At 55.9% G+C, this 21911-nt stretch carries 22 protein-coding genes and 1 tRNA gene; 15 read left to right on the forward strand and 8 right to left on the reverse strand.

Translation table 11 applies throughout. From position 1 onward, the window contains the following. Window positions 1–252: 252 nt before the first annotated feature. Window positions 253–564: a DUF485 domain-containing protein gene (locus BN873_RS00650; protein WP_048669950.1), complete on the forward strand. Its 312-nt coding sequence runs from the start codon at window positions 253–255 to the stop codon at window positions 562–564. Then, window positions 561–2237 (forward strand): cation acetate symporter, encoded by a 1677-nt coding sequence (locus tag BN873_RS00655; RefSeq protein ID WP_048669951.1) that lies wholly within the window; start codon window positions 561–563, stop codon window positions 2235–2237. Before BN873_RS00650 ends, BN873_RS00655 begins: the two co-directional genes overlap by 4 nt. 54 nt (window positions 2238–2291) lie before the next feature. Here the strand turns inward: BN873_RS00655 and BN873_RS00660 are convergent, their stop codons facing one another. Then, on the reverse strand, window positions 2292–3428 hold the full coding sequence (locus BN873_RS00660) for a class I SAM-dependent RNA methyltransferase (protein WP_071243943.1): 1137 nt from the start codon (window positions 3426–3428) through the stop codon (window positions 2292–2294). Between the two features lie 267 nt (window positions 3429–3695). Then, the gene (locus BN873_RS00670; RefSeq protein ID WP_071243944.1) at window positions 3696–4628 is read right to left on the reverse strand and encodes a DMT family transporter; all 933 of its coding nucleotides are present in this window, start codon (window positions 4626–4628) and stop codon (window positions 3696–3698) included. A gap of 106 nt (window positions 4629–4734) precedes the next feature. On the opposite strand from BN873_RS00670, the gene BN873_RS00675 reads away from it, so the two are divergent. The 5 genes from BN873_RS00675 to BN873_RS00695 all read left to right on the forward strand — a co-directional run bounded on the left by BN873_RS00675 (window position 4735) and on the right by BN873_RS00695 (window position 8248). Then, window positions 4735–4820 (forward strand) — tRNA-Leu (locus BN873_RS00675). Between the two features lie 76 nt (window positions 4821–4896). Beyond that, window positions 4897–5217, forward strand: coding sequence for a quaternary ammonium compound efflux SMR transporter SugE (sugE, locus tag BN873_RS00680; RefSeq protein ID WP_048669955.1), 321 nt, complete (start codon window positions 4897–4899; stop codon window positions 5215–5217). 17 nt (window positions 5218–5234) lie between these two features. Beyond that, window positions 5235–6197: an oxygen-dependent coproporphyrinogen oxidase gene (hemF, locus tag BN873_RS00685; RefSeq protein ID WP_374727147.1), complete on the forward strand. Its 963-nt coding sequence runs from the start codon at window positions 5235–5237 to the stop codon at window positions 6195–6197. An 8-nt stretch (window positions 6198–6205) separates the two neighbouring features. Then, on the forward strand, window positions 6206–7795 hold the full coding sequence (locus tag BN873_RS00690) for a TerC family protein (RefSeq protein ID WP_048669957.1): 1590 nt from the start codon (window positions 6206–6208) through the stop codon (window positions 7793–7795). A 201-nt stretch (window positions 7796–7996) separates the two neighbouring features. Continuing rightward, window positions 7997–8248 (forward strand): GNAT family N-acetyltransferase, encoded by a 252-nt coding sequence (locus BN873_RS00695; RefSeq protein ID WP_048669958.1) that lies wholly within the window; start codon window positions 7997–7999, stop codon window positions 8246–8248. Between the two features lie 68 nt (window positions 8249–8316). On the opposite strand, the gene BN873_RS19180 is transcribed toward BN873_RS00695, so the two are convergent. The 5 genes from BN873_RS19180 to BN873_RS00715 form a co-directional block, all read right to left on the reverse strand. Continuing rightward, window positions 8317–9393 carry a reverse transcriptase family protein gene (locus BN873_RS19180; protein WP_082161008.1) on the reverse strand — a complete coding sequence of 359 codons (1077 nt, stop codon included), beginning with the start codon at window positions 9391–9393 and terminating at the stop codon, window positions 8317–8319. Between the two features lie 3 nt (window positions 9394–9396). Then, entirely contained in the window at window positions 9397–9702 is a 306-nt protein-coding gene (locus BN873_RS00700; protein ID WP_048669959.1) for a helix-turn-helix domain-containing protein, read from the reverse strand. 818 nt (window positions 9703–10520) lie between these two features. Further along, window positions 10521–10742, reverse strand: a complete 222-nt coding sequence (locus BN873_RS00705) for an aldo/keto reductase (RefSeq protein WP_048669960.1) — start codon at window positions 10740–10742, stop codon at window positions 10521–10523. A 19-nt stretch (window positions 10743–10761) separates the two neighbouring features. After that, window positions 10762–12177 (reverse strand): sensor histidine kinase, encoded by a 1416-nt coding sequence (locus BN873_RS00710; protein ID WP_071243945.1) that lies wholly within the window; start codon window positions 12175–12177, stop codon window positions 10762–10764. After that, window positions 12177–12887 carry a response regulator gene (locus tag BN873_RS00715; RefSeq protein WP_048669963.1) on the reverse strand — a complete coding sequence of 237 codons (711 nt, stop codon included), beginning with the start codon at window positions 12885–12887 and terminating at the stop codon, window positions 12177–12179. Before BN873_RS00715 ends, BN873_RS00710 begins: the two co-directional genes overlap by 1 nt. A 218-nt stretch (window positions 12888–13105) precedes the next feature. Here BN873_RS00715 and BN873_RS00720 point away from each other — a divergent pair, with 218 nt between their 5' ends. From BN873_RS00720 to BN873_RS00750, 7 genes are all read left to right on the forward strand, one after another. Next, window positions 13106–13684, forward strand: coding sequence for a Spy/CpxP family protein refolding chaperone (locus tag BN873_RS00720; protein WP_048669964.1), 579 nt, complete (start codon window positions 13106–13108; stop codon window positions 13682–13684). Between the two features lie 437 nt (window positions 13685–14121). After that, window positions 14122–15246, forward strand: a complete 1125-nt coding sequence (locus BN873_RS00725; RefSeq protein ID WP_048669965.1) for a branched-chain amino acid ABC transporter substrate-binding protein — start codon at window positions 14122–14124, stop codon at window positions 15244–15246. Between the two features lie 96 nt (window positions 15247–15342). Continuing rightward, the gene (gene livH / locus BN873_RS00730) at window positions 15343–16272 is read left to right on the forward strand and encodes a high-affinity branched-chain amino acid ABC transporter permease LivH (protein WP_048669966.1); all 930 of its coding nucleotides are present in this window, start codon (window positions 15343–15345) and stop codon (window positions 16270–16272) included. Window positions 16273–16274: 2 nt separating this feature from the next. After that, entirely contained in the window at window positions 16275–17552 is a 1278-nt protein-coding gene (gene livM / locus BN873_RS00735; RefSeq protein ID WP_048669967.1) for a high-affinity branched-chain amino acid ABC transporter permease LivM, read from the forward strand. Continuing rightward, on the forward strand, window positions 17549–18352 hold the full coding sequence (gene livG, locus BN873_RS00740; RefSeq protein WP_048669969.1) for a high-affinity branched-chain amino acid ABC transporter ATP-binding protein LivG: 804 nt from the start codon (window positions 17549–17551) through the stop codon (window positions 18350–18352). Before livM ends, livG begins: the two co-directional genes overlap by 4 nt. A gap of 4 nt (window positions 18353–18356) precedes the next feature. After that, window positions 18357–19616, forward strand: a complete 1260-nt coding sequence (locus BN873_RS00745; RefSeq protein ID WP_242434333.1) for an ATP-binding protein — start codon at window positions 18357–18359, stop codon at window positions 19614–19616. Next, complete coding sequence (locus BN873_RS00750) at window positions 19616–20317, forward strand: ABC transporter ATP-binding protein (RefSeq protein WP_048670105.1); 702 nt, start codon at window positions 19616–19618, stop codon at window positions 20315–20317. Before BN873_RS00745 ends, BN873_RS00750 begins: the two co-directional genes overlap by 1 nt. An 87-nt stretch (window positions 20318–20404) precedes the next feature. Here BN873_RS00750 and BN873_RS00755 read toward each other — a convergent pair whose 3' ends face one another. Continuing rightward, window positions 20405–20968, reverse strand: coding sequence for an adenylate kinase (locus BN873_RS00755; protein WP_048669971.1), 564 nt, complete (start codon window positions 20966–20968; stop codon window positions 20405–20407). A gap of 265 nt (window positions 20969–21233) precedes the next feature. On the opposite strand from BN873_RS00755, the gene ppa reads away from it, so the two are divergent. Then, entirely contained in the window at window positions 21234–21767 is a 534-nt protein-coding gene (gene ppa / locus BN873_RS00760) for an inorganic diphosphatase (protein ID WP_048669972.1), read from the forward strand. Window positions 21768–21911: the final 144 nt, after the last annotated feature.

Here is a 21911-nt window from a genome sequence, read left to right on the forward strand (position 1 = left end):
AAGCAGGCTTTATCGCTTGTATTATCATTGTTTTATAGTACGGGAAAAAATCTGAGGCAAACATATAAGGATTATTACAATATTAATATCGGATTTATAGGGGATATTGCATTAAAAACACTACAAAACATGAAATAAATGGGACTCACATAGACAATTTATCGAACACCTTATAAAGTTTTTGAGTTTGCTAGCTTTATCTTTTCGTGAGAGATGGCCCGAATAACAACCCACCACCCAGGAGAAAAATCAATGTCGTCCGAAGTCTACGAGCGGATTCGAAGGAATCCGAAATTTGATGAACTGGTCAGCAAGCGCAGCAGCTTTGCCTGGACGCTGACGGCTGTGGTCCTTGGCCTCTATTTCATCTTCATTATGATCGTGGCGTTCAATCCGACGCTGCTAGCCAAGCCGATCTGGGAAGGCGGGGTAGCTACCATCGCCTGGCCCATTGGCGCAGGCTTGATTCTGTTGTTCTGGTTATTAACGGGGGTCTACATCCGGCGCGCTAACGGCGAATTCGATGACATCAACTCCCAGCTCATCAAGGAGGCCATCGAATGATCACTCGTCGCTTCTTGCAATTTGCCGCCGCCGTACTCGCACTGGGCTGGATCGGCCTGGCCGTTGCCGCCCCCGACGTCGGCCAGGCTCAAAAGCAGGCGCTCAACATCCACGCCATCGTGATGTTCTTCATCTTCGTGATGATGACCCTTGGCATCACCTACTGGGCGGCCCAGCGCACCAAGACGGCCAGTGATTACTATTCTGCCGGTGGCGGCATCACCGGCACCCAGAACGGATTGGCCATCGCCGGCGATTACATGTCGGCCGCCACCTTGCTGGGCTTAACCAGCATGACCTATTTCCAAGGCTTTGACGGCTACATCTACTGCATCTGCTTCTATGTCGGCTGGCCGTTTATCATGTTTATCATGGCCGAACGGCTGCGTAATCTCGGCAAGTTCACCTTTGCGGACATTACGTCCTACCGGCTGGATCAGCGCTCGGTGCGTACCGTGGCCGCCATCGGTTCGCTGACCGTGGTAGTGTTCTATCTCATCGCCCAGATGGTCGGCGCGGGCCAGCTCATCAAGCTGCTGTTCGGCTTGGAATACTGGATCGCAGTGGTGATCGTGGGTGTACTGATGGTGATCTATGTCACGTTCGGCGGTATGATCGCCACCACCTGGGTGCAAATCATCAAAGCCTGTCTGCTGCTGGGCGGCGGCACCCTGGTAATGCTACTGGCTTTTTCCCAGTTCGGTTTCAGCCTAGAAACGCTGGCCACCAAGGCGGTGGAAAACTCCAAGAAAGGCATTGCGCTGATGGCACCGGGTTCGTTTCTGTCCGATCCCGTCACAGCGGTATCGCTGTCGCTGGGTTTGATGTTTGGCACCGCCGGACTGCCCCACATCCTGATGCGCTTCTTCACCGTGCCCAATGCCAAGGAAGCGCGCAAGAGCGTATTTATCGCCACGCTGTGCGTCGGTTTCTTCTTTACGGTGGTAGCTATTATGGGTTTGTCGGCGATTACCATCGTCGGCACCAACCCGGAATATTTTGAGGGTGGTGATCTGGCGGGCAAGCTGCGCGGCGGCGGCAATATGCCGGCCATGCATCTGGCGCATGCCGTTGGCGGCAATCTGATGCTGGGCTTTTTATCGGCGGTGGCCTTCGCCACCATTCTCGCCGTGGTGTCGGGGCTGGCGCTGGCCGGTGCATCGGCTATTTCCCACGACCTCTATGCCAATGTGATCCGCCGCGGTCAGGCTACCGAGACCGAGGAAGTCCGTGTCTCCAAGCGCTCTTCGCTGTTTCTGGGTGTCCTGGCCGTGTTGCTCGGTATCGCCTTCGAGAAGCAAAACGTGGCGTTCATGGTGGGCTTGGCCTTTGGCGTGGCCGCTTCGTGCAATTTCCCGGTACTGATTCTGTCGATGTACTGGAAAGGCCTAACCACACGCGGCGCGATCTGGGGCAGCATTGCCGGGCTGGTGTCGGCAGTGTTGATCGTGGTGCTGTCGAAGGCGGTCTGGGTGACCGTGCTCGGTAACAAAGCCCCGCTCTTCCCCTACGAACAGCCGGCGATTTTCTCGATGCCGATTGCCTTCTTCTTCGCATGGCTGGGATCGACCCTTGATAACAGCGCTCGTGCCGCCGCAGAGAAAGAAGCGTTCGAGGATCAATACGTGCGTGCCCAGACGGGCTTCGGTGCGGCAGGCGCCGCGTCGCATTAGTCTTTGCTTGGAGCGGCTCGATAGGAGGTTGGGCCGCTCACGCATTGTCCTGGTTCAGGCTATCCGCCTCAGCAAAGCCAGCGTTTCAACATGATGGGTTTGCGGAAAAAAGTCGTAAGGATGCAAGGCTTCCACTGCATAACCTGCGCCGGCCAATCCGCTGAGATCCCGGCTTAAGGTCCCGGCACTGCACGATAGATAGGCCAACCGTTCGGGCCTAAATTCGTTCACTGCCCAGCCGAGCACCTCCGATTCCAGACCAGTGCGCGGCGGATTGACATAAAGCAGCCGAGGTGCTGCGCTCTGCTGCGCCCAATCTCGTAACTGCGGAATACGATCCGCGCACTTGCCGCGCAGGATTTGAGCGCCCGGTGCATTCAAGCGCGCACAGTCAACCGCCTCACCGCCTAATTCCACCCCGATGACTCGTGCATCGTATGCCGCCCAACGCATCAGGCTAGCGCCAATCCCGCAATAGAGATCCGCGATTCCTGAAGCGGCCGTTGGGGCTAAAAATGCTTCTGCCGTTGCCAAGGCTCGATCATACAAAGCCGGAATCAGTTGTTGAAAAGCGGTCGGCCCATAGATCAAGCCAAACGCATCGCGTGAACGCGGCTCACCCCAAAGCCATTGCCAACCGTTGCGGGCAAATAGGCGCCGGCCGGCAGCGGGATGGCGGTGCAGCCACAAACCTTCCAATCCGCCGGCTGTTAAGGCATCCCACGGCAGTTCAGCCAGCCAATCAAGTGAGGTAACTCGATGAGTTTTTACGATCAGCGTCGCCTGCGCGCCCGACTGAACGAAGAAAGCCAAAGGAAATTGAGGCTGTAGTGGCAGAACCTTCATCAATGAATGGACCAGAGCCCGAATCAACCCCCCGTGTACGGGGCAATCGGGAATCGGAATTAACTCATCACGCCGCCAAAGGCCAAATTGCCAGCCAGCCGCATCGCTCCAAACCACTGACAGACAGACCTTACGCCGATAGCTCCAGCGTTCGGCCTCGGCAACTGTTGCTAACGGCTGCAACTGCTCTGCCCAAGGCGCGAGCCGACGCCGCAACCAATCCATTTTCTGTGCCTCGCTGGCAGCAGCCGTGAAGCGACGATGGGTACAACCTGGACAACGCTCCTCACAGCCAGGCGGCAATGCCAACCTTGAATCGGCTACAGAATCGTGAAACACAGGCATGGCGGCTGGTACTATGGATAAAGATGAAGAAGAAGGGGGCAACGATGGTCAGCAGTTATTTAATCTGTGATGCCTGCGGGCGCTTTGGGCCACCCGCCGGCTTTTTAAATCAAAATGGCTTGCGCCTATGCTACCAATGCTGGTTTGAAGAATGGCAAGAGCGCCAAGCTCCTACTCAAAAATCCGCAATCGACTTTGACAAACCCCCAGCCATCAAACCCGACGATGGTAACGATCCAGCCAACGAGTAGAAGAGATCCACTGCTGCTAGTCAGCTCGCGAAGGTGATTCTAAAGTGGCGGGGTCATTGGACGCCAGGGCTGATCCACCCCCCAACTGCGACGACAACATACCGGCGAACATCAACCCACAGCCGATTAAAGCGCGATTCGATAACGTCTCTTGCAACATCATCCAACCGGCCAAGACCGCAAACACAGTCTCCAAGCTGAGGATAATGGCAGCGTGCGCGGGCGGCGCATCTCGCTGGGCCACCACTTGCAGGGTGTAGGCGACGCCAACCGACAGAACACCGCCATACAGGATCGGCAGCGCCGCGCCTTCCAGCCCTGCCAAGCTGATCGGCTCCACGACGACCGCCACCATCAGACTCAAGACTGCACAGACCATAAACTGTATCCAGGCAAACACGATTGGCTCGATATGTTTTCCCGATAGCCAGCCAATCACCAAAACGTGCCCTGCCCAGAAAAAAGCACTGATCAATACCAACCCATCCCCTTTAGCCAACGTTAAATCTTCGGTCACTGTGAGCAAATACAATCCGACCACAGCAAGGACGATGCCGACCCATGTAGCCCAGGGGGTACGCTGACCCCACAGCAACCCCAGGATCGGTACGAGGACGACATAAAGACCGGTAATAAAACCCGCCTTGCCCGCCGTTGTATAGACGATGCCGACCTGCTGCAACGATGCCCCAGCAAACAGCAGTAGACCCGCCAGCAAGGCCCCCAGCAAAATTGACCATTGATTGCCGGATTGGGTGGGGAAGCTGACCCGCTGGCGGATCATCAGCAACGGCAATAACGACAGCGCTCCCAACAAAAATCGAGCACCGTTATAAGTGAAGGGACCGACATGGGCCATACCTAAACGCTGGGCGACAAAAGCTGAACCCCAAATCATCGCTGCCAAACACAACAAAAATTCCGCTTTCAGCGCTTTAGGCTTTAACATAACACTTGCTTCATCGATAGCCTCTACTTCAAATTATTAACAAACAATTACCACATTTGGCTTGTCGGCTGGAGGAAAATCCTTATACTTGCAATCCTCTCTCCTGGCCGGGATGGCGGAATGGTAGACGCAGTGGACTCAAAATCCACCGGTAGTGATACCGTGAGAGTTCGAGTCTCTCTCCCGGCACCAAATAAAACAGGCGGTTATCGCTCCCCCAACAGCGCATTCGGCTTGCCGCCGACCACGCGCCAGCGATGATCGCTCAATGGCTTGGATTCTCTTGATACTCGCTGGGCTGCTTGAAGTAGGCTGGGCTATCGGCCTGAAATATACCGATGGCTTTACCCGTTTCTGGCCCACGGTCTGGACTGCCCTTGCGATGATCCTTAGCCTCGCATTGCTGGGGGTAGCGATGAAATCGTTACCCGTCGGCACCGCCTACAGCGTATGGGTCGGTGTGGGTGCGGTGGGAACGGTCATTCTCGGTATCATCCTATTTGGCGAACCTGCAAACCCTGCACGCTTGATCAGCGTCGGCCTGATTGTGGCGGGCATCATCGGTTTAAAACTCGCTACAACCACCTAGATAAAATGAGCATACCGGTGCTCGCCTCTCCCGATGTCGCGGCTGTTCTTAGCTATCTACAAGCGCTTCAGGATCGCCTCACTCAAGCCCTCGAAAACACCGATGGCACCTCCACTTTCGCGGAAGATGCTTGGGAGCGACCGCCAACCGATCAAACTCTGGCTGGATTTGGTCGAACCCGTGTCTTGCGCGGTGGCCAGGTCTTCGAGCAAGCAGGTATCAATTTCTCTCACGTCATTGGAACCCGATTGCCGCCCTCCGCCACTGCTCAGCGCCCAGAACTGGCCGGACGCGGCTTTGAAGCGATGGGCGTGTCGCTGGTAGTGCATCCGCGCAATCCTTATGTGCCGACCTCCCATGCGAACATCCGTTTTTTTAATGCCGCCTCCGATAATGCGGCGCCGGTCTGGTGGTTTGGCGGTGGTTTCGATCTAACGCCGTATTACGGCTTTACAGAAGATTGTCGGCACTGGCATCGCACCGCGCAGGCTGCCTGCGAACCGTTTGGCAGCGACGTTTATCCGCGCTTCAAAAAGTGGTGCGATGAGTATTTTTTCATCAAACATCGCAACGAACCGCGTGGTATCGGCGGGCTGTTTTTCGATGATCTCAACGAATGGGGTTTCGAGCGTTGTTTCGCCTTTCTGCGCAGCGTCGGCGATCATTATTTAACCGCTTATCTGCCTATCGTCGAGCGGCGACAGCCACTCGCCTACGGCGAACGCGAGCGGGATTTTCAGCTGTATCGGCGCGGGCGTTACGTTGAATTTAATCTGGTCTACGACCGGGGCACCCTGTTTGGCCTACAATCCGGCGGCCGCACCGAATCCATTTTGATGTCGCTACCGCCCTCTGTCCGCTGGGAATACGACTGGCGACCGCAGCCGAACAGCCCTGAGCAGCAGTTATATGACCTTTTCTTGAAGCCGCGTGATTGGCTTGCTGAGGACGTTATTTTTTCCACCACGAGTAAAGAGTAACCTCGATCATGGAGTGGCTGGCTGATCCCACTGTTTGGCTTGGTCTCGCAACATTAATCGTTATCGAGATCGTCCTGGGTATCGACAACCTCATTTTCATCGCCATTCTGGCCGATAAACTGCCACCCGCTGAGCGGGATCGGGCGCGCATCATCGGCTTGACCCTGGCGCTGTTGATGCGACTGGGATTGCTGGCCAGTCTCTCCTGGCTGGTCACGCTGACCGAACCCTTGCTAACCCTGTTTGGCCAAACGTTTTCAGGTCGTGACCTGATCTTGGCCATCGGTGGCCTCTTTCTGCTGTTCAAGGGCACGATGGAGTTGCACGAGCGCCTGGAAAGCCGCGATGAACCGCACCCTGACTCGAAGGTGTACGCCAGCTTTTGGCCGGTGGTCGCCCAGATCGTGGTATTGGATGCCGTGTTTTCGCTGGATGCGGTCATCACTGCGGTCGGCATGGTCGAACACCTGCCAGTCATGATGGCAGCGGTGATCATCGCCATCGTGCTGATGATGATCGCCAGCAAGCCACTGACCCGCTTTGTTAACGCGCATCACACGGTCATCATTCTCTGCCTGGGCTTTCTGCTGATGATCGGTTTTAGCTTGATCGCCGAAGGTTTCGGGTTCCACATTCCCAAGGGCTATCTGTATGCCGCCATTGGCTTCTCGGTGCTGATCGAGCTATTCAACCAATGGGCGCTCTACAACCGCCGCCGGTTTCTGGGCCGTCAGCGCCCCTTCCGGGAGCGCACCGCCGAGGCGGTGTTGCGTTTATTGGGCGGGCGGGTGGAACCGGCGGAAGTCGGTGAGGAAGTGGCGGCCCTGGCCAGTAACTCCGATAACCGGGACATCCAGTTTGATCCTAAAGAGCGCAGCATGATTCAAAATGTGCTGAGGCTTGCCGAGCAACCCATTCCAGCGCTGATGACCCCACGCCGCGATATCGTGTGGCTTGATATCGACGCGGGTGCGGACAAGGTGCGAGAAATGCTCCAGCGCTATTCCTATGGCCGCTATCTAGTCTGCCGGGGCACCTTGGATGAGGTCGAGGGTGTCGTGCAGGGCCGGGACTTGTTGCTACGGGTGTTGAACGGCGAAGCTTTGCAGCTACGCGCCACGTTGCGACAACCGCTCTTTGTTCATGAAGGATTAAACGCCCTGCAAGTGCTGGAGCAACTGCGCCAGCACCCGATCCCATTGGCGGTGGTCTTGGATGAATACGGTGGAGTTGAAGGCATCGTGACCGCTATCGACATTCTGGCGTCCATTGCGGGCGATTTGGTCGATACCGTTGATCTCGACACGCCCAAGCTCATTCAAGAGGGGGCAGGCGTCTGGCTGCTGGATGGTGGCTTGCTGCTTGATGAAGCCAAAGACATTCTCAAGTTTGAAGCGCTGCCGACGGGCGAAGGATATTTCACCTTGGCGGGCCTGGTTTTGGATCAGTTAAAGCAGATCCCTGAAGGTGGCGAAAAATTTACGCTGGGCGATTACGAATTTGAAGTGGCAGGCATGAAGGGCCACCGGATCAATCAGGTACGAGTTCGGCACCTTCCGCAGCCGAAACCCTTGTATGTTGGGAGTGAGCCAAAGTGATTGGTCAGTGCGGTAGCGCGAAACCCCTTGTATGTTGGGAGTGAGTTAAAGGGTACTGCCCCAAGAAATTCTTCCATAAGAAGCCAAGCTGAAGAGACTTCAAGTGGAGGTGATTATAGGCAAGCAGCGCTAGAGTCGGAGCGTGAAGGAGAAGTTGGCTCTCCCTCTGGGAGAAGGGCTGGGGGTGAGGGGTGAGGCTTGATGTTTGCCTCGAAGGTTCATCCCGGCCATCCCGATTTTCTCGATTTACCGTGGATGGAGTCCATCGTGGAAGATCGCGCCGAAATCGCCCTGGTGGTGCATCCGGCCTGGCAGCGCTGCGGGTTGGGAACCCGCCTGTTAGACCTGCTGACAGCGGTGGGGGCATCCGGCGTTCCACCGCGCTTTCCTTCCAGGATAATCAAGCGATGGCTGCCTTGTTGGCCCAGACTGGTTTCAGCACGCCGCAGGTGAGCGACAGTATTGTCGTCGACGAGAAGTCGATTTAACAACACTTCTACAATTTTTCTTATATTTGAAAGTTACTCGGAAGAAATATCATTCTTCTTTTTGTTTTTTTGGGTTTGTAATGTATCGATTATGCCTTTTGAAAGCTTTGAGCTTAGGCGTCGCCGCCTCCGCTTCTTAGTGACAGGGCTTACGGAAACACATTGTAAATTAATTAAATTCAAGCGTTCTTGAATGGGCCTAGCTCTCATACTTGATCCTGGCTGTAAACGTTCAGCTTCTCGGTATTGGCCTATAAGTGTTCCACCAAGAATTTTTATCTCATCTGGATTGTTATTTAGCTTGAATGCTCTTTCAAAAAACCTAATTCGCTTTTGACGTTTATGTGGAATTCCAATCTTATGAGGCCAGACAGCCACACCAGTTATAACCTTTACCTGCCTAGAAGAAAAACGAGTAATTTTGTGACCGATAAAACCGTTGTAAGCCAATTCCTTAACCACTTGATAACAAAACGATCGGGTTGCGTTAGCTCCTGAAAAAACCATATCATCAACATAAAGAGTAAATTTCAAGTTTTTTACCGCTGCCATATGTGCGATCTTACAAAATAAGCGAGAGCAAGCAAAATATGATAATACTGGGCTGAGAGGACTTCCTGTTGGAAGAGAGTCTTTTACACAGCAAAGCAAGGAAAGCACATAGGCAATATCTGGTGCGCACTGCATATCGTTAATGAAGAAATCACGTACTAACTTCCTTCTCACTGAAGGATAAAAATCCTTAATATCTATTTTAATGGCTCTCCCAAAATTCATATGCTCCCTTGCATTATCTACATAAGATCTCCCTTTAGTTGCCGAGTATACAAAATCAGGCTTTTTAATTCGAGATAGGAATATAGAGAGCTTCTTATGCAGTCTAAGTAAGAGTTGTTTTGGCTCCTGAATTTTTCGTGTTTTGCTAGGAGGCGGAAATCCAGCCAGTATATCTTGATATTTTTGAGGAGCTTCCCAGATACGGTAATTATCTAATGTTAATATGGAATGCAAATATTTTACAGATACCCCCAATAAGCCAGCAAGTTTTTTCTTCGAGCTAAGCCGGAATAAGGGCGATTGATCTATTGAGTACCCACTATTTTTTACCAATTTTTATGCCTTTTCTATTAAGTTTGACTTATGCTCAACCCATTGCAAAATAGCTATTATCTTCTGACCAAGAATTTTTTTTACCTTAATATCCCGCTCAGACTCTCCAATATTTTCAGAAAAAAAGATCAATGATGAAAGAGGAAGGTTAAAATACACGGCGTACTGTTGCAGTAAATCAAGACTGGGTGATTTCCTATTGGACTCAACTTCTGAAAGATATGAGCGAGAAATACCAAGAGCTTTTGAAAGATCGGACTGAGTTATTTGATGGAACGATCGCACCAGTCGCAGAGCTTCACCAAACATGGAATTTCTCCTAATTATATTATAATAATTTGGTGGTAAATGAGGGGTTAGCCCAAGACCTCCTTAATGAGGTCAATCAACCTTGATACAATCCTGTAGAAAGAATAGATCATGGTTGCTACCTTAAGTGCCACTCTCAGAATTCTCCTCAAGTGGCGACTTTTAGTATTGGGCGATTTACGATTAGGATCGGTATCACAAGTTTCAATCAAAAGATTTTCCTCATTAGTGGCGGCGTTATGACCCGAACAATTCAGATCAGTAAACCGCCGCCTCTCGGTCACCATGAGGCTTCTGATTGATGAGAGTAACCGTAAACTCTTTCCCCCCACCGCCCGCCGTCTTTCTCTCGAAGACGGCTTATGTCGCCAATCTGCATCTCACTTGGTCGTGAGCTTGGCAAGGACAGAGGTTCAATTAAACCTCCACAGGTACCCAGATTATGAGCACCCTTTTTTTACATCTACCGAGTAAATCTCTCAGTACCCGATCACTAAATCCAGTATACTCCATTTGTTCTCTAAAAGTCAACATTATGCAATCCAAAAGCGAACGAAATAATTTACCCGCTGAAGAGATTCGCATTTATAAACTCTCGTCGTCATAACCTGCTCCAGCCACAGCATTTCCGACCGGTATCCAAGCCATTGCCCATCTAGGCGATTCACCAGTTCCGCCTTAGAATCCATATTGTGAAGTGGTAGCCGAGCATCGCCTGTGCCCGTTGCTGCAAATTTATCTTGCCTCGTCTGGTATTGCCGCTTTTGACGTACACTTACATCGCCGCTTAGCGATCCACCATCGCCATGACGGTTGAGTTATAGCGCAGCCCGGACACCCTGCCCGGCGCTTCCCTGATGCAGCAGCCAGGCGATAGCGACCTGCCCCGGTTTGACGCCGAGCGACTGGGCTATCTTCCGTACCACTTCCGCCGCCCGCATGTTGGCGTCGAAATTTTTGCCCTGATAGCGGGGGTCGCCCCGGCGGAAATCGCCTTCAGGGTATTTTCTATACGAAAACGCCCCTCCCCCGAATGACACTGGCTACGCCTGCTTCCCGCTAGCGCGGCAGATCCAAAATCGCTTCCAAACCACCTTGCGGAGGGTTACGCAGCCTGAGTTCGCCACCGTGGGCGCGGGCAATGTTGCGGGCGATGCTCAGCCCCAAACCGGTCCCACCAGTATCACGGCTGCGCGAGCCTTCCAAGCGGTAAAACGGCTCAAACACCCGCTCCAGCTCAGCCACCGGAATCCCCGGCCCGCTGTCCCGAATCAGCAACAGCAAACGTCCGGGTGGCTCCTTAACGGTGATTTCGGCGCGTTGGCCATACTTCAAAGCGTTATCGACCAGATTCGTCAGGCAGCGTTTTAACGCCAACGGCCGACAGCGCAACGGCTCAGTGGCGACACCAACGATACCAACCTCGTGGCCGGTATCCTCGGCGTCTTCTTGCAGCGATTCCAACAAGGCATTGATATCCAACGGTGCGACCGGCTCGCTGTCCTCACCGGCGCGCAAAAAATCCAGTGAAGCTTGCACCATGCGTTGCATGTCGTCGAGATCCGCCAGAAATTTCTCGCGCGCGGTCATATCGTCCAGCATTTCGCTGCGTAACCGTAACCGGGTAATCGGCGTTTTCAAATCGTGCGAAATGGCGGCAAGAATACGGTCACGATTCTCGATATAGCGGATCAGCCGCTCTTGCATGGTGTTGAAGGCATGAGCCGCGCGCTGCACTTCCAAGGGTCCGGCGGCATCAAGCGGCGGGCGGCGAATATCTCGGCCAAGATCGGCCGCAGCATCAGCGAGCACCGCCAGCGGCCGGGTCAGCGCACGAACCGCCAGCGCCGCCAGCGCCGCGACTGAGACCAGTAAAATCAGCAAGATCAGCAACAAGCGTAGCGGCCAAGCGATCACTTCTTCCGGTAACACCTGCTGAAAAGTCACCGTCGCTCCATCCCCCAAACGCACCTGCACCACAAAATTGCGTAACCCCATCATCATGGCGTGCGCCGGCCAGCGTGGTGGCCGATCAGCCCAGGCACGCCGGGGAGGTGGTTGGTCGGGATCGAGCCAGCGCAGCCGACCTGGTGGGGGTGCTGGTAGATCGTCGTTGATCTCTAACTGAAAAGGCCGTTCCGGCCCCAATTGGCGCTTCAACAACGCGCGGAACAGGGTGGTGTGATAGCGCTCATCGGGCTTGGTGACGGTTTCCCACGGTACGTCGAGATTGATCCGAGTGGGCGGCAAATCCAGCGCCGTGACCAGACGGCGGCGCTCGTCAGTATCCACCGCATTATCGAGTAGGTTAACAATCGCTGCGATACGCTGCGCCACATGTCCACCGATGGCGTGATACAGCGCTTGATCACGATCCTGTAGCAAAACGGCGGCGCTCAGCAGTTGGGCGATCACCAAACCAGCCGTCAAAAACAGCAGGAGCCGACCAAACAGCGATTGTGGTAACCAGCGCATCAGGATTCCCGACTGACGGAGGCCGCCAACAAATAACCCTCATTTCTAACAGTCTTGATAATGGCCGACTCACGCGGATCATCGCGCAGGCGGCGCCGCAATCGGCTGACCTGTACATCGATACTGCGGTCGAACGGCATGGCCTCGCGGCCCTGCGTCAAATCCAGTAGCTGATCCCGATTCAAAATCCGCTGCGGATGATCGAGAAACACCCGCAAGATGCGATATTCACTAGCACCCAATGGTACCAACACCCCATCTGGAGCGACGAGCTGGCGAGAATCGGTATCTAGCGTCCAGCCTGCGAAGTGGAAGCGCCGCGCTTCACCCGCTTCTATCGGAGCGCTCCGAGCGCGCCGCAGGATGCTTTTAATGCGCGCCAGCAGCTCGCGCGCATTGAATGGCTTGGGCAGATAATCATCAGCGCCCATTTCTAACCCGACGATGCGGTCGGTATCATCGCCGCGCGCTGTCAGCATGATGATTGGAATGGGTGAACGAGCGCGCAGGTTACGACAGAGCACTAAGCCATCATCACCGGGTAACATCAGATCAAGAATCACTAGATCGACCGGTCCCTGTTCCAGCGCCGCCCACAGTCCACGTCCGTCGGCCACACCAGTCACCCGAAAACCGCTGCGGCCTAGATAATCCGCCAACAGCTCACGCAATCCGGCATCGTCGTCCACGATTAAAAGATGGTCACTCATGCGTTTAGGTAGGGTCGCTTCGCAAAGGAAGGCATTGTAAACCGCTCAACAACCGAACCGCTTTACCGGTTCAAAATTTCCTAGCCAAAAGGGTATCTAACCGAAACAAGGCAAAGTTGACATAAATCGTTACAAAAATGCCTTAGCGGCAAAATCCCGGTTACATGAGCGTGGCTTAATAAAGCCCGAAATAACCGAACAACGAGGAGTTAACCAAGATGAAACCGTCCCGCAAAAAGCTGTTGATCGCTGCCGCCGTCGCTGGCCTCGGCTTGGCCACCGTGACTATTGCCCAGCCCTGGGGCGGTGGCGATGGTCCCATGATGGGCGGCGGGGGTGACTGCGCCATGATGGGCGGTAGGCATGGTAAGGGGCATGGTCCGATGGGCGGTAACCCCGAGCAGCGGATGGCAATGATGCAACAGTTCCACGCCGAGCGGATGGAATTGTTGGAAGCGCGGCTGAAATTGAAACCCGAACAAGCCACTGCGTGGAAGGCACTCCGGGCTACTCAAGATGCGCGCCATGCCGAGATGGTGAAGATGCGACAGGATATGCAAGATAAAGAAGAGACCGTCATGGCTTTCTTCGATGAACGGATTCAGGGTATGGAACGCAAGCTGGCCGGGATGAAAAGCATGGCCAAAGCCGTCGGCGATCTGTATGCCACCCTTGACCCAGCCCAGAAAAAGGTGATGGATGATTTCTTTACCGACCGACCGATGCGTCGAATGATGCGCGACCCATCCGGTACCGCCACGCCTCCCGCTCCACCTGCGGCACCCCCGGCCCAATAACTACGCTTAAAGCGGGATTGACTTAAACGCCAGGCGACACGCGACGATGAGTGTCGCCTTGGTGTTTTAGGAAATCGGCCAACCTTTCCCCTTACTCGCGCAACACCACCCGACTTCCCTCCTGTATTCCGCCAAGCACCCAGCATGGCATAAACTCGCGCACTGGATCATCGTCACAGCGTACTCAGTGAGCACAAACGACCACTTCACCCCGTTCGAACCAGCGATTTTTCAAAATCCGACTTGTTCTATACAGTGATTTCGGCTAATTGTTACCGATTAATCGAAAATAAACTCCAGTTTGAACCCTTCCCCTGCGGGGGGATCATCGTGCATGGGAGAAATGTAACCTGTTCCATGCTGTTTCGCCCGGCCACGGGCGCAGACTGAGCTGATCAGCAACTCGATTGCAGAACCATTTGAGGAGAAGATTTATTATGAAAACATTCAGCCGCCATGTTTTAAGTGCCGCCGTGACGACCATTATCCTGGGTCTGGGCAGCGCAGCGCACGCCGCCGAAGACACCATCAAGATCGCGCTGGCTGGCCCGACCACCGGCCCGGTCGCCCAATACGGCGACATGCAGATGATGGGCGCCAAGATGGCGGTCGAACAGATCAACGCCAAGGGCGGGGTCAACGGCAAAAAGCTGGAAGCGGTGGTGATGGATGACGCCTGCGAACCGAAACAGGCGGTCGCCGTCGCCAACCAGATCGTCAACCAGAAAATCAAGTTCGTGATCGGCCATCTGTGTTCCGGCTCCACCCAGCCCGCCTCCAAGCTGTACGAGGACGAAGGCATCTTCATGATCACCCCGGCGGCCACCAACCCCGCCATCACCCAACAGAAATACAAGATGGTGTTCCGCACTATCGGCACCGACGACCAGCAAGGCCCGACCGCCGGCCGTTACATCGCCAATAAAGTGAAACCCAAGAAACTGGCGATCATTCACGACAAGCAACAGTACGGCGAAGGCATCGCCAAAGAAGTCGATAAGACCGTCAAGGCCGCTGGCATCACGCCTGTCCTGTTTGAAGGCATCAACAAGGGCCAGACCGATTTCTCGGCGCTGATCACCAAGATGAAGAAAGACGGGGTGGATTTCGTCTATTACGGCGGCTATCACCCGGAACTGGGCCTGCTGCTGCGGCAATCGCGCGAACAGGGTTTTGACGCCAAGTACATGGGGCCGGAAGGCGTCGGCAACAAAGACATCAGCGCCATCGCTGGCCCGGCCTCCGAAGGCTTGCTGGTGACCTTGCCCGCCGATTTCAGCGCCGATCCGGCCAACGCCGAGCTGGTCAAAGCCTTCAAGGCCAAGAATGAAGACCCCACCGGCCCCTTCGTCATGCCGGCTTATGCGGGGGTCCAGATCATCGCCGATTCCATCAAGGCCACCAAGACCGAAGATGCGGTGAAGATCGCCGATTATGTCCGCAAGAACAGCTTCCAAACCCCGATTGGCAAGGTGGCTTTCAAAGAGAACGGCGACCTGAAGGAATTCGAGTTCGTCGTTTTCAACTGGCACGCCGACGCCACCAAGACCCCGGTCAAATAACCTGAGGAGCCAGGGCGAGGACTAAAAACCTCGCCCTTTTTGTTGGTGCGCCGCTCGCTCGGCGTTCGGTAGTCCACCCTCTCAGTCGCGGCGGCCATGTCTGGGTTCTCCTTTCTCGAATTTCTTCAGCAGATCATCAACGGTCTGACGCTGGGCAGCATTTATGCCCTGATCGCCATCGGCTATACGATGGTGTACGGCATCATCGGCATGATCAATTTCGCCCACGGCGAGATTTACATGATCGGCGCCTATGTCGGCCTGATGGTCATTACCGGCCTGGGCCTGTTCGGCGTCCATAGCATCACCGCGATTCTTTTGGTGACGCTGGCTATCAGCATCCTGGTCACTGGTTCCTACGGCTGGACGGTGGAGCGGCTGGCTTATCGTCCCTTGCGCGGCAGTCCCCGGCTAGTGCCACTGATCTCGGCCATCGGCGTGTCGATCTTCCTGCAAAACTACGTGCAGATCGGCCAGGGCGCGCGTGATGTGTCGATGCAGCCGGTGTTGACCGGCGGTTGGCGCTTCGGCCCGGAAGGCGGCTTTCAAGTTTATGTGTCCTACATGCAGGTGCTGATCGCGGTGATTACGGTGGCGTTCATGAGCGGGTTGACCCTGTTTATCGGCCGCTCGCGGATGGGCCGCGCCTGTCGCGCCTGTTCCGAGGATCGCGGCATGGCCAACCTGCTCGGCATCGACACCGATCGGGTGATCGCCTTGACCTTCGTGCTCGGCGCGGCGCTGGCGGCGGTGGCGGGAGTGCTGGTCAGCATGTATTACGGGCTGGTGAATCCCTTCATCGGCTTTATCGCCGGCTTGAAGGCGTTTACGGCGGCGGTGCTGGGCGGAATCGGCAGCATTCCCGGCGCGATGCTCGGTGGGGTGGTGCTGGGGCTGGCGGAGAGCTTCGCCTCCGCTTATCTGCAAACCGAATACAAGGACGTGGTGGCGTTCGCGCTGCTGATTCTGGTGCTGCTGGTGCGACCCACCGGCCTGTTGGGTCGGCCCGACGTGGAGAAGGTGTAGCCATGCCCCGCGCCCTGTCCGATGCACTATTGGCGGCGGCGTTGACCGCCGTCCTCCTCACCCCGATCTTTGGCCTGCACATTCGCGTTGATGGCGTCAACGTCTCGCTCAATCGCACCCCGATGCCGGTCATCGTCGCGGTGGTGATCGTCTTTTTGCTGCGCTTGTTCCAGCAGCCGCTGCAACGGCTCTGGGCCAAGCTGCGCGCGCCGGCTTCCTGGCGCGAAAACGCCCTGACCGCCGCTCTGGGTCAGACCGTCCAGCAGCCACGTTATCGGCTGGCGCTGTGGTTGCTGCTGCTGGCCGCCGCCATGATCTGGCCGTTCACCGCCTCGCGCGGCGCGGTGGACGTGATGACGCTGGCCTTGATCTACGTGATGCTGGGCTTGGGGCTGAACATCGTGGTCGGCTTCGCCGGTTTGCTGGTGTTGGGCTACGCCGCGTTCTATGCGGTCGGGGCCTACACCTACGCCTATCTGGCCCAGCAATACGGGCTGTCGTTCTGGTGGGGTTTACCGCTGGCCGGTGGGCTGGCGGCGCTGACCGGCTTCCTGCTCGGCCTGCCGGTGCTGCGGCTGCGCGGCGATTATCTGGCTATCGTCACCCTCGGTTTCGGTGAAATCACCCGACTGCTGTTGAATAACCTGAATTCGCTGACCGGCGGTCCCGACGGTATCGGCAACATTCCCCGCCCCACCCTGTTTGGGCTGGAATTCAACCGTGTCGCCAGTGAGGATGGAACGGCTTTTCACGAATTTTTCGGCCTGGACTACAGCGGCAATCACGGGGTGATTTTCATGTATTTGCTGGGGCTGGCGTTGGTGCTGGCCACCCTGTTTGTGATCAACCGTTTGCTGCGGATGCCGCTGGGCCGCGCCTGGGAAGCCCTGCGTGAAGATGAAACCGCCTGTCGTTCGCTGGGCTTGAACCCCACCGTCATCAAACTGTCGGCGCTGACCCTGAGCGCCGCCTTCGCCGGTTTCGCCGGAGCCTTTTTCGCGGCCCGGCAAGGCTATATCAATCCCGAATCCTTCACCTTCATCGAATCGGCGATGGTGCTGGCGATTGTGGTGCTGGGCGGGATGGGATCGCAACTTGGCGTGATGCTGGCGGCGGTCGCTATCACCGTGTTGCCGGAACTGGCGCGCGAGTTCAACGAATACCGGATGCTGGCTTTCGGGCTGGTGATGGTGCTGATGATGATGTGGCGACCGCAAGGGCTGATTCCCGCCTCCCGCCCACCGCAGAAATTGCCCGAACATGCGGAGGCGACCCAATGAGCCTCGCTGCTGCGCTCCCCGCTGGCCAACCCGCCGATCAGCCTTTGCTGGCGGTGCGGAACCTGAGTATGCGTTTCGGCGGCCTGCTGGCGGTGGATAACGTCGCTTTCGATGTCCGGCGCGGCCAGATTTTCGCCATCATCGGCCCCAACGGTGCGGGCAAGACCACCGTGTTCAACTGCGTCGGCGGTTTCTACCATCCCACCACCGGCAGTGTGGCGCTGGACGGACAGGCGATCAACCATCTGCCCAGCCATCGGATCGCCCGGCTGGGACTGGTGCGCACCTTCCAGAATGTGCGGCTGTTTAAAACCATGAGCGTGGTCGAAAACCTGCTGATTTCCCAGCATACCCAGTTGGAAACCCGCTTGCTGCCCGGTTTGTTCAAAACGCCTAAATACCGCCGCGCCGAAGCCGAGGCGCTGGAACGGGCTGCCTTCTGGCTGGAAAAGGTCGGGCTGCTGGCCGTCGCCAACCGCGAAGCGGGTAATCTCGCTTACGGCCAGCAGCGGCAGCTGGAAATCGCCCGCTGCATGATCACCCACCCCAAGCTGCTGATGCTGGATGAACCGGCGGCCGGCTTGAATCCGCAGGAAACCCGCGATCTGGATCGGCTGATCAATGAGCTGCGCGCCAACCACGAGGTCGCGGTGCTGCTGATCGAGCACGACATGAGTCTGGTGATGGGCATTTCCGACGAGATTCTGGTGATGGAATACGGCCGGCCTATCGCCACTGGCGCGCCGGCGGAGATTCGCAGCAATCCCAAGGTCATCAAAGCCTATCTGGGAGAAGAATAGGCCGATGATGCCCATGCAGCGCACCGAACTTCTGGAACTCATCCACAACGGTGAAAGTTCCGGCGTCGAATTCAAGCTTGATCAAGTTGACAATACCGATCTTGCCAAGGAAATCGTCGGCTTCGCCAATTTCATGGGCGGGGTCGTGTTGTTGGGTGTGGCCGATGAGGGTGACTTCGCGGGACTCACCCGGCCGAATCTGGAAGAATGGGTCATGGAACTGTGCCGGGTTAAAATCGACCCGCCGCTGATTCCGTACTACGAGTTGCACCGCGATGTGGAGCCTGGCAAGGACATTGCGGCGGTGCGGATACTGTCCGGGCCAAGCAAGCCTTATGCGCTAATCCACCATCACCGGCGCAGCTATTACCTGCGGGTAGGCAGTACCACCCGCGAGGCTGGCCGCGATGAACTGGAACGGATGTTTCAGGATGCCGGTCGCCTGCATTACGGCGCTAAACCCGTTCCTGGCGCGACCTTGGCGGATTTCGACCGGCGACGCCTGAAAAATTACTTCGCGCAAACGCTGGTTCAAACGCATCCCGCCGATGACGACACCGCCGGCTGGGAACAACTGCTGGTCAATTTGGAACTGATGGCGGTCAGTGGCGGAACCACCGTTCCCACCATTGACGGCTTGTTGCTGTTTGGCCAACAGCCTCGGCGATTTCTGCCGCAGGCCGGCATTCGCGCCATCGCCTACGCTGGCGATCAACCGGATTACGCCGCTCGCGCCGATCAAAACCTGACGGCTCCGATCACTCCGTTGCTTGGTACAGATAACACCCTGATGGAAACGGGACTGATCGAACAGGCGCTGGATTTCGTCAACCGCAACACGCAACCCAGCGCCCGTCTGGTTGGCGGCCGCCGCGAAGATATCCCAGCCTATCCGGTTGAAGCACTCCGCGAAGTCATCGTCAATGCGGTGGCGCACCGTGATTACGCCGTAGCCGGAGCCGATATCCTGCTGGCGATTTACGCCGACCGGCTGGAAGTGACCAGCCCTGGCCGCCTGCCAAACTCGGCGACGGTGGACTCTTTGAAAGCCGGGTTTCGCTACGCCCGCAATCAAACCCTGGTCAATATTCTGCGCGACTATCGCTATGTGGACTTTCGCGGTATGGGCATCCGCTACAAAGTCATTCCCGGAATGCGTGTCCACAACGGCACCGAACCCGATCTGATCGCCACCGCGCACGACTTTACGATCCGGCTATGGCAACGCTCGGCGAGCACTACCTTGCAAGGAACTCCCTCATGATGCTGAAGCTAGAGAACGTTCACACCTTCTACGGCCAGATCGAGGCACTGAAAGGGGTGTCGCTGGACGTGCATCCTGGCGAGATCGTCACCCTGATCGGGGCCAACGGCGCGGGCAAAAGCACCCTGCTGATGACCATTTGCGGTTCGCCGCACGCCAGCAAGGGCGCGGTGATCTTCGAGGGGCAGGACATCACCCAGAAACCGACCCATGTCATCATGCAATGCGGGCTGGCGCTGGTGCCGGAAGGTCGGCGGATTTTTCCCGGCCTGACCGTGCAGGAAAACTTGCAGATGGGCGGTTTCTTCGCCGACAAGTCACGGCTGGAAACCGATCTGGAACGGGTCTTTACCCTGTTTCCGCGCCTCAAGGAACGCCGCCATCAGCGCGGCGGCACCCTGTCCGGCGGCGAGCAGCAAATGCTGGCCATCGGTCGCGGTTTGATGGGTCGGCCCAATCTGTTGCTGTTGGATGAACCGTCGCTGGGACTGGCTCCCATCATCATCGCCCAGATTTTTCAAATTCTGAAGGAAATCCGTGAGGAAGGCGTCACCATCTTCCTGGTGGAACAGAACGCCCACCGCGCCCTGCAACTGGCGGATCGCGGTTATGTGCTGGAAAACGGCCGGATTGTATTGGCCGACAGCGGCGCTAACCTGCTGGCCAACGATGAGGTCAGAAAAGCGTATCTGGGCGGATAAGCGACCTGCAATCCATTCTGAATGCCCCGACCCGCTGGTCAGACCCGGCAGCAACCGGGGCATCCACGATTTAGCAAAGCGCCTGGTTCAGGCGATTGCGTCGAGTATCGAGCGGATGCGGGTACCGATATCGCCCACGGTGCCAGTGCCTTTAACGGTGTGCAACAGACCTTTCTTTTTGTAGTAATCAATCAGCGGCGCGGTTTTTTCCTCGAACACCCGCAAGCGGTTGCGGATGGTTTCCTCGTTGTCGTCGGCACGGCCGCGTCCTAACAAACGCTTGACGATCTCCTCGTAATCCACCTCAATGAACAGAACCGCATCAAGCGGCTGGTTAATCTTGGCTAGCAGTTGGTCCAGGGCCTCCGCTTGGGCCAGATCGCGCGGGAAGCCATCCATCATGAAGCCTCTCGGGTTAATTCTGGCCAGTGCGTTCAACCCGTTCTCAATCATGCCCAGCACGAGATCGAACGGCACCAAGTCGCCAGCATCCATGTAGGGCTTGGCCCGCTTGCCCAATTCCGTGCCGGCGGACACTTCAGCGCGTAGCAAATCGCCGGTGGCGACGGTGGAGACGCCGTAACGTTCGATGATGGCGTCGGTTTGAGTTCCCTTACCGGAGCCGGGAGCGCCTAATAGAACGATTCTCATAATGATTTCACTCTTTCAGTGGTGGGCAATCAATACCGGAAATTGAATCATGCGCTTAAATTATAGCGTGCGGATTCGTCAAACAGCCGCTCGACTTATCGAATCCATACCGGCATAACCGACGCATTGAGTGAGAGCCAAGACCCCTGGTCCGTTCTCCGCACGTTTACCCCAAGGCTCAAGCTGCTAAGCGTTCAGCCATGTTGTAGTATAAGCGGTAGCGATAACGTTCCTCTTCCACCACTGCCGCGCAAAAGGTTATCCGATGATCTTGGAGAGAGTAGGTCCTGGTCATAATGTTCCTGAAGAGTTCAATGTCATCATCGAAATACCCGCGCACGCAGACCCCGTTAAATACGAAGTGGATAAGAAAACGGGTGCTTTATTCGTGGATCGGTTTATGAATACCGCGATGCACTACCCCTGCAATTATGGCTATATTCCTCAAACGTTGGGTGAGGATGGCGATCCCTTGGATGTGCTGGTCGTTGCGCCTTTAGCAGTGATCAGCGGCTGTGTCGTGCGCTGTCGCGCCTTAGGCGTGCTGCACATGACAGACGAGGATGGGGGCGATCCCAAGCTTTTGGCGGTACCCATCAAAACCGAATGCGCGCTTTATGACCAGATCGACTCAGTAGACCAGATGCCCAAGTCTCAACTGAATCAGATCGCGCACTTTTTTGAACATTATAAAGACCTTGATTCCGGCAAGTGGGTTCGAATCGACGGCTGGGGTAGCGCAGAAGAAGCTAAAGCCGAAATCTTACAATGTGTGGAACGCTACAACGATCATCAATAAACTATGTATCAGTCAAATGCGGTCAGTCACTCAGCTTGGCGGGGTTTGGCTGTTTCATGTGGGGGACAGGCGGTTGTTGGCGACCAGCCACTTGTCGTGGTCATCTTGACCTCTTTTTTTTTGAGGGCGTGGTATGCTGGTTCG

This window comes from Candidatus Competibacter denitrificans Run_A_D11 (genome assembly GCF_001051235.1).
GTDB classification, from domain to species: Bacteria; Pseudomonadota; Gammaproteobacteria; order Competibacterales; family Competibacteraceae; genus Competibacter_A; species Competibacter_A denitrificans.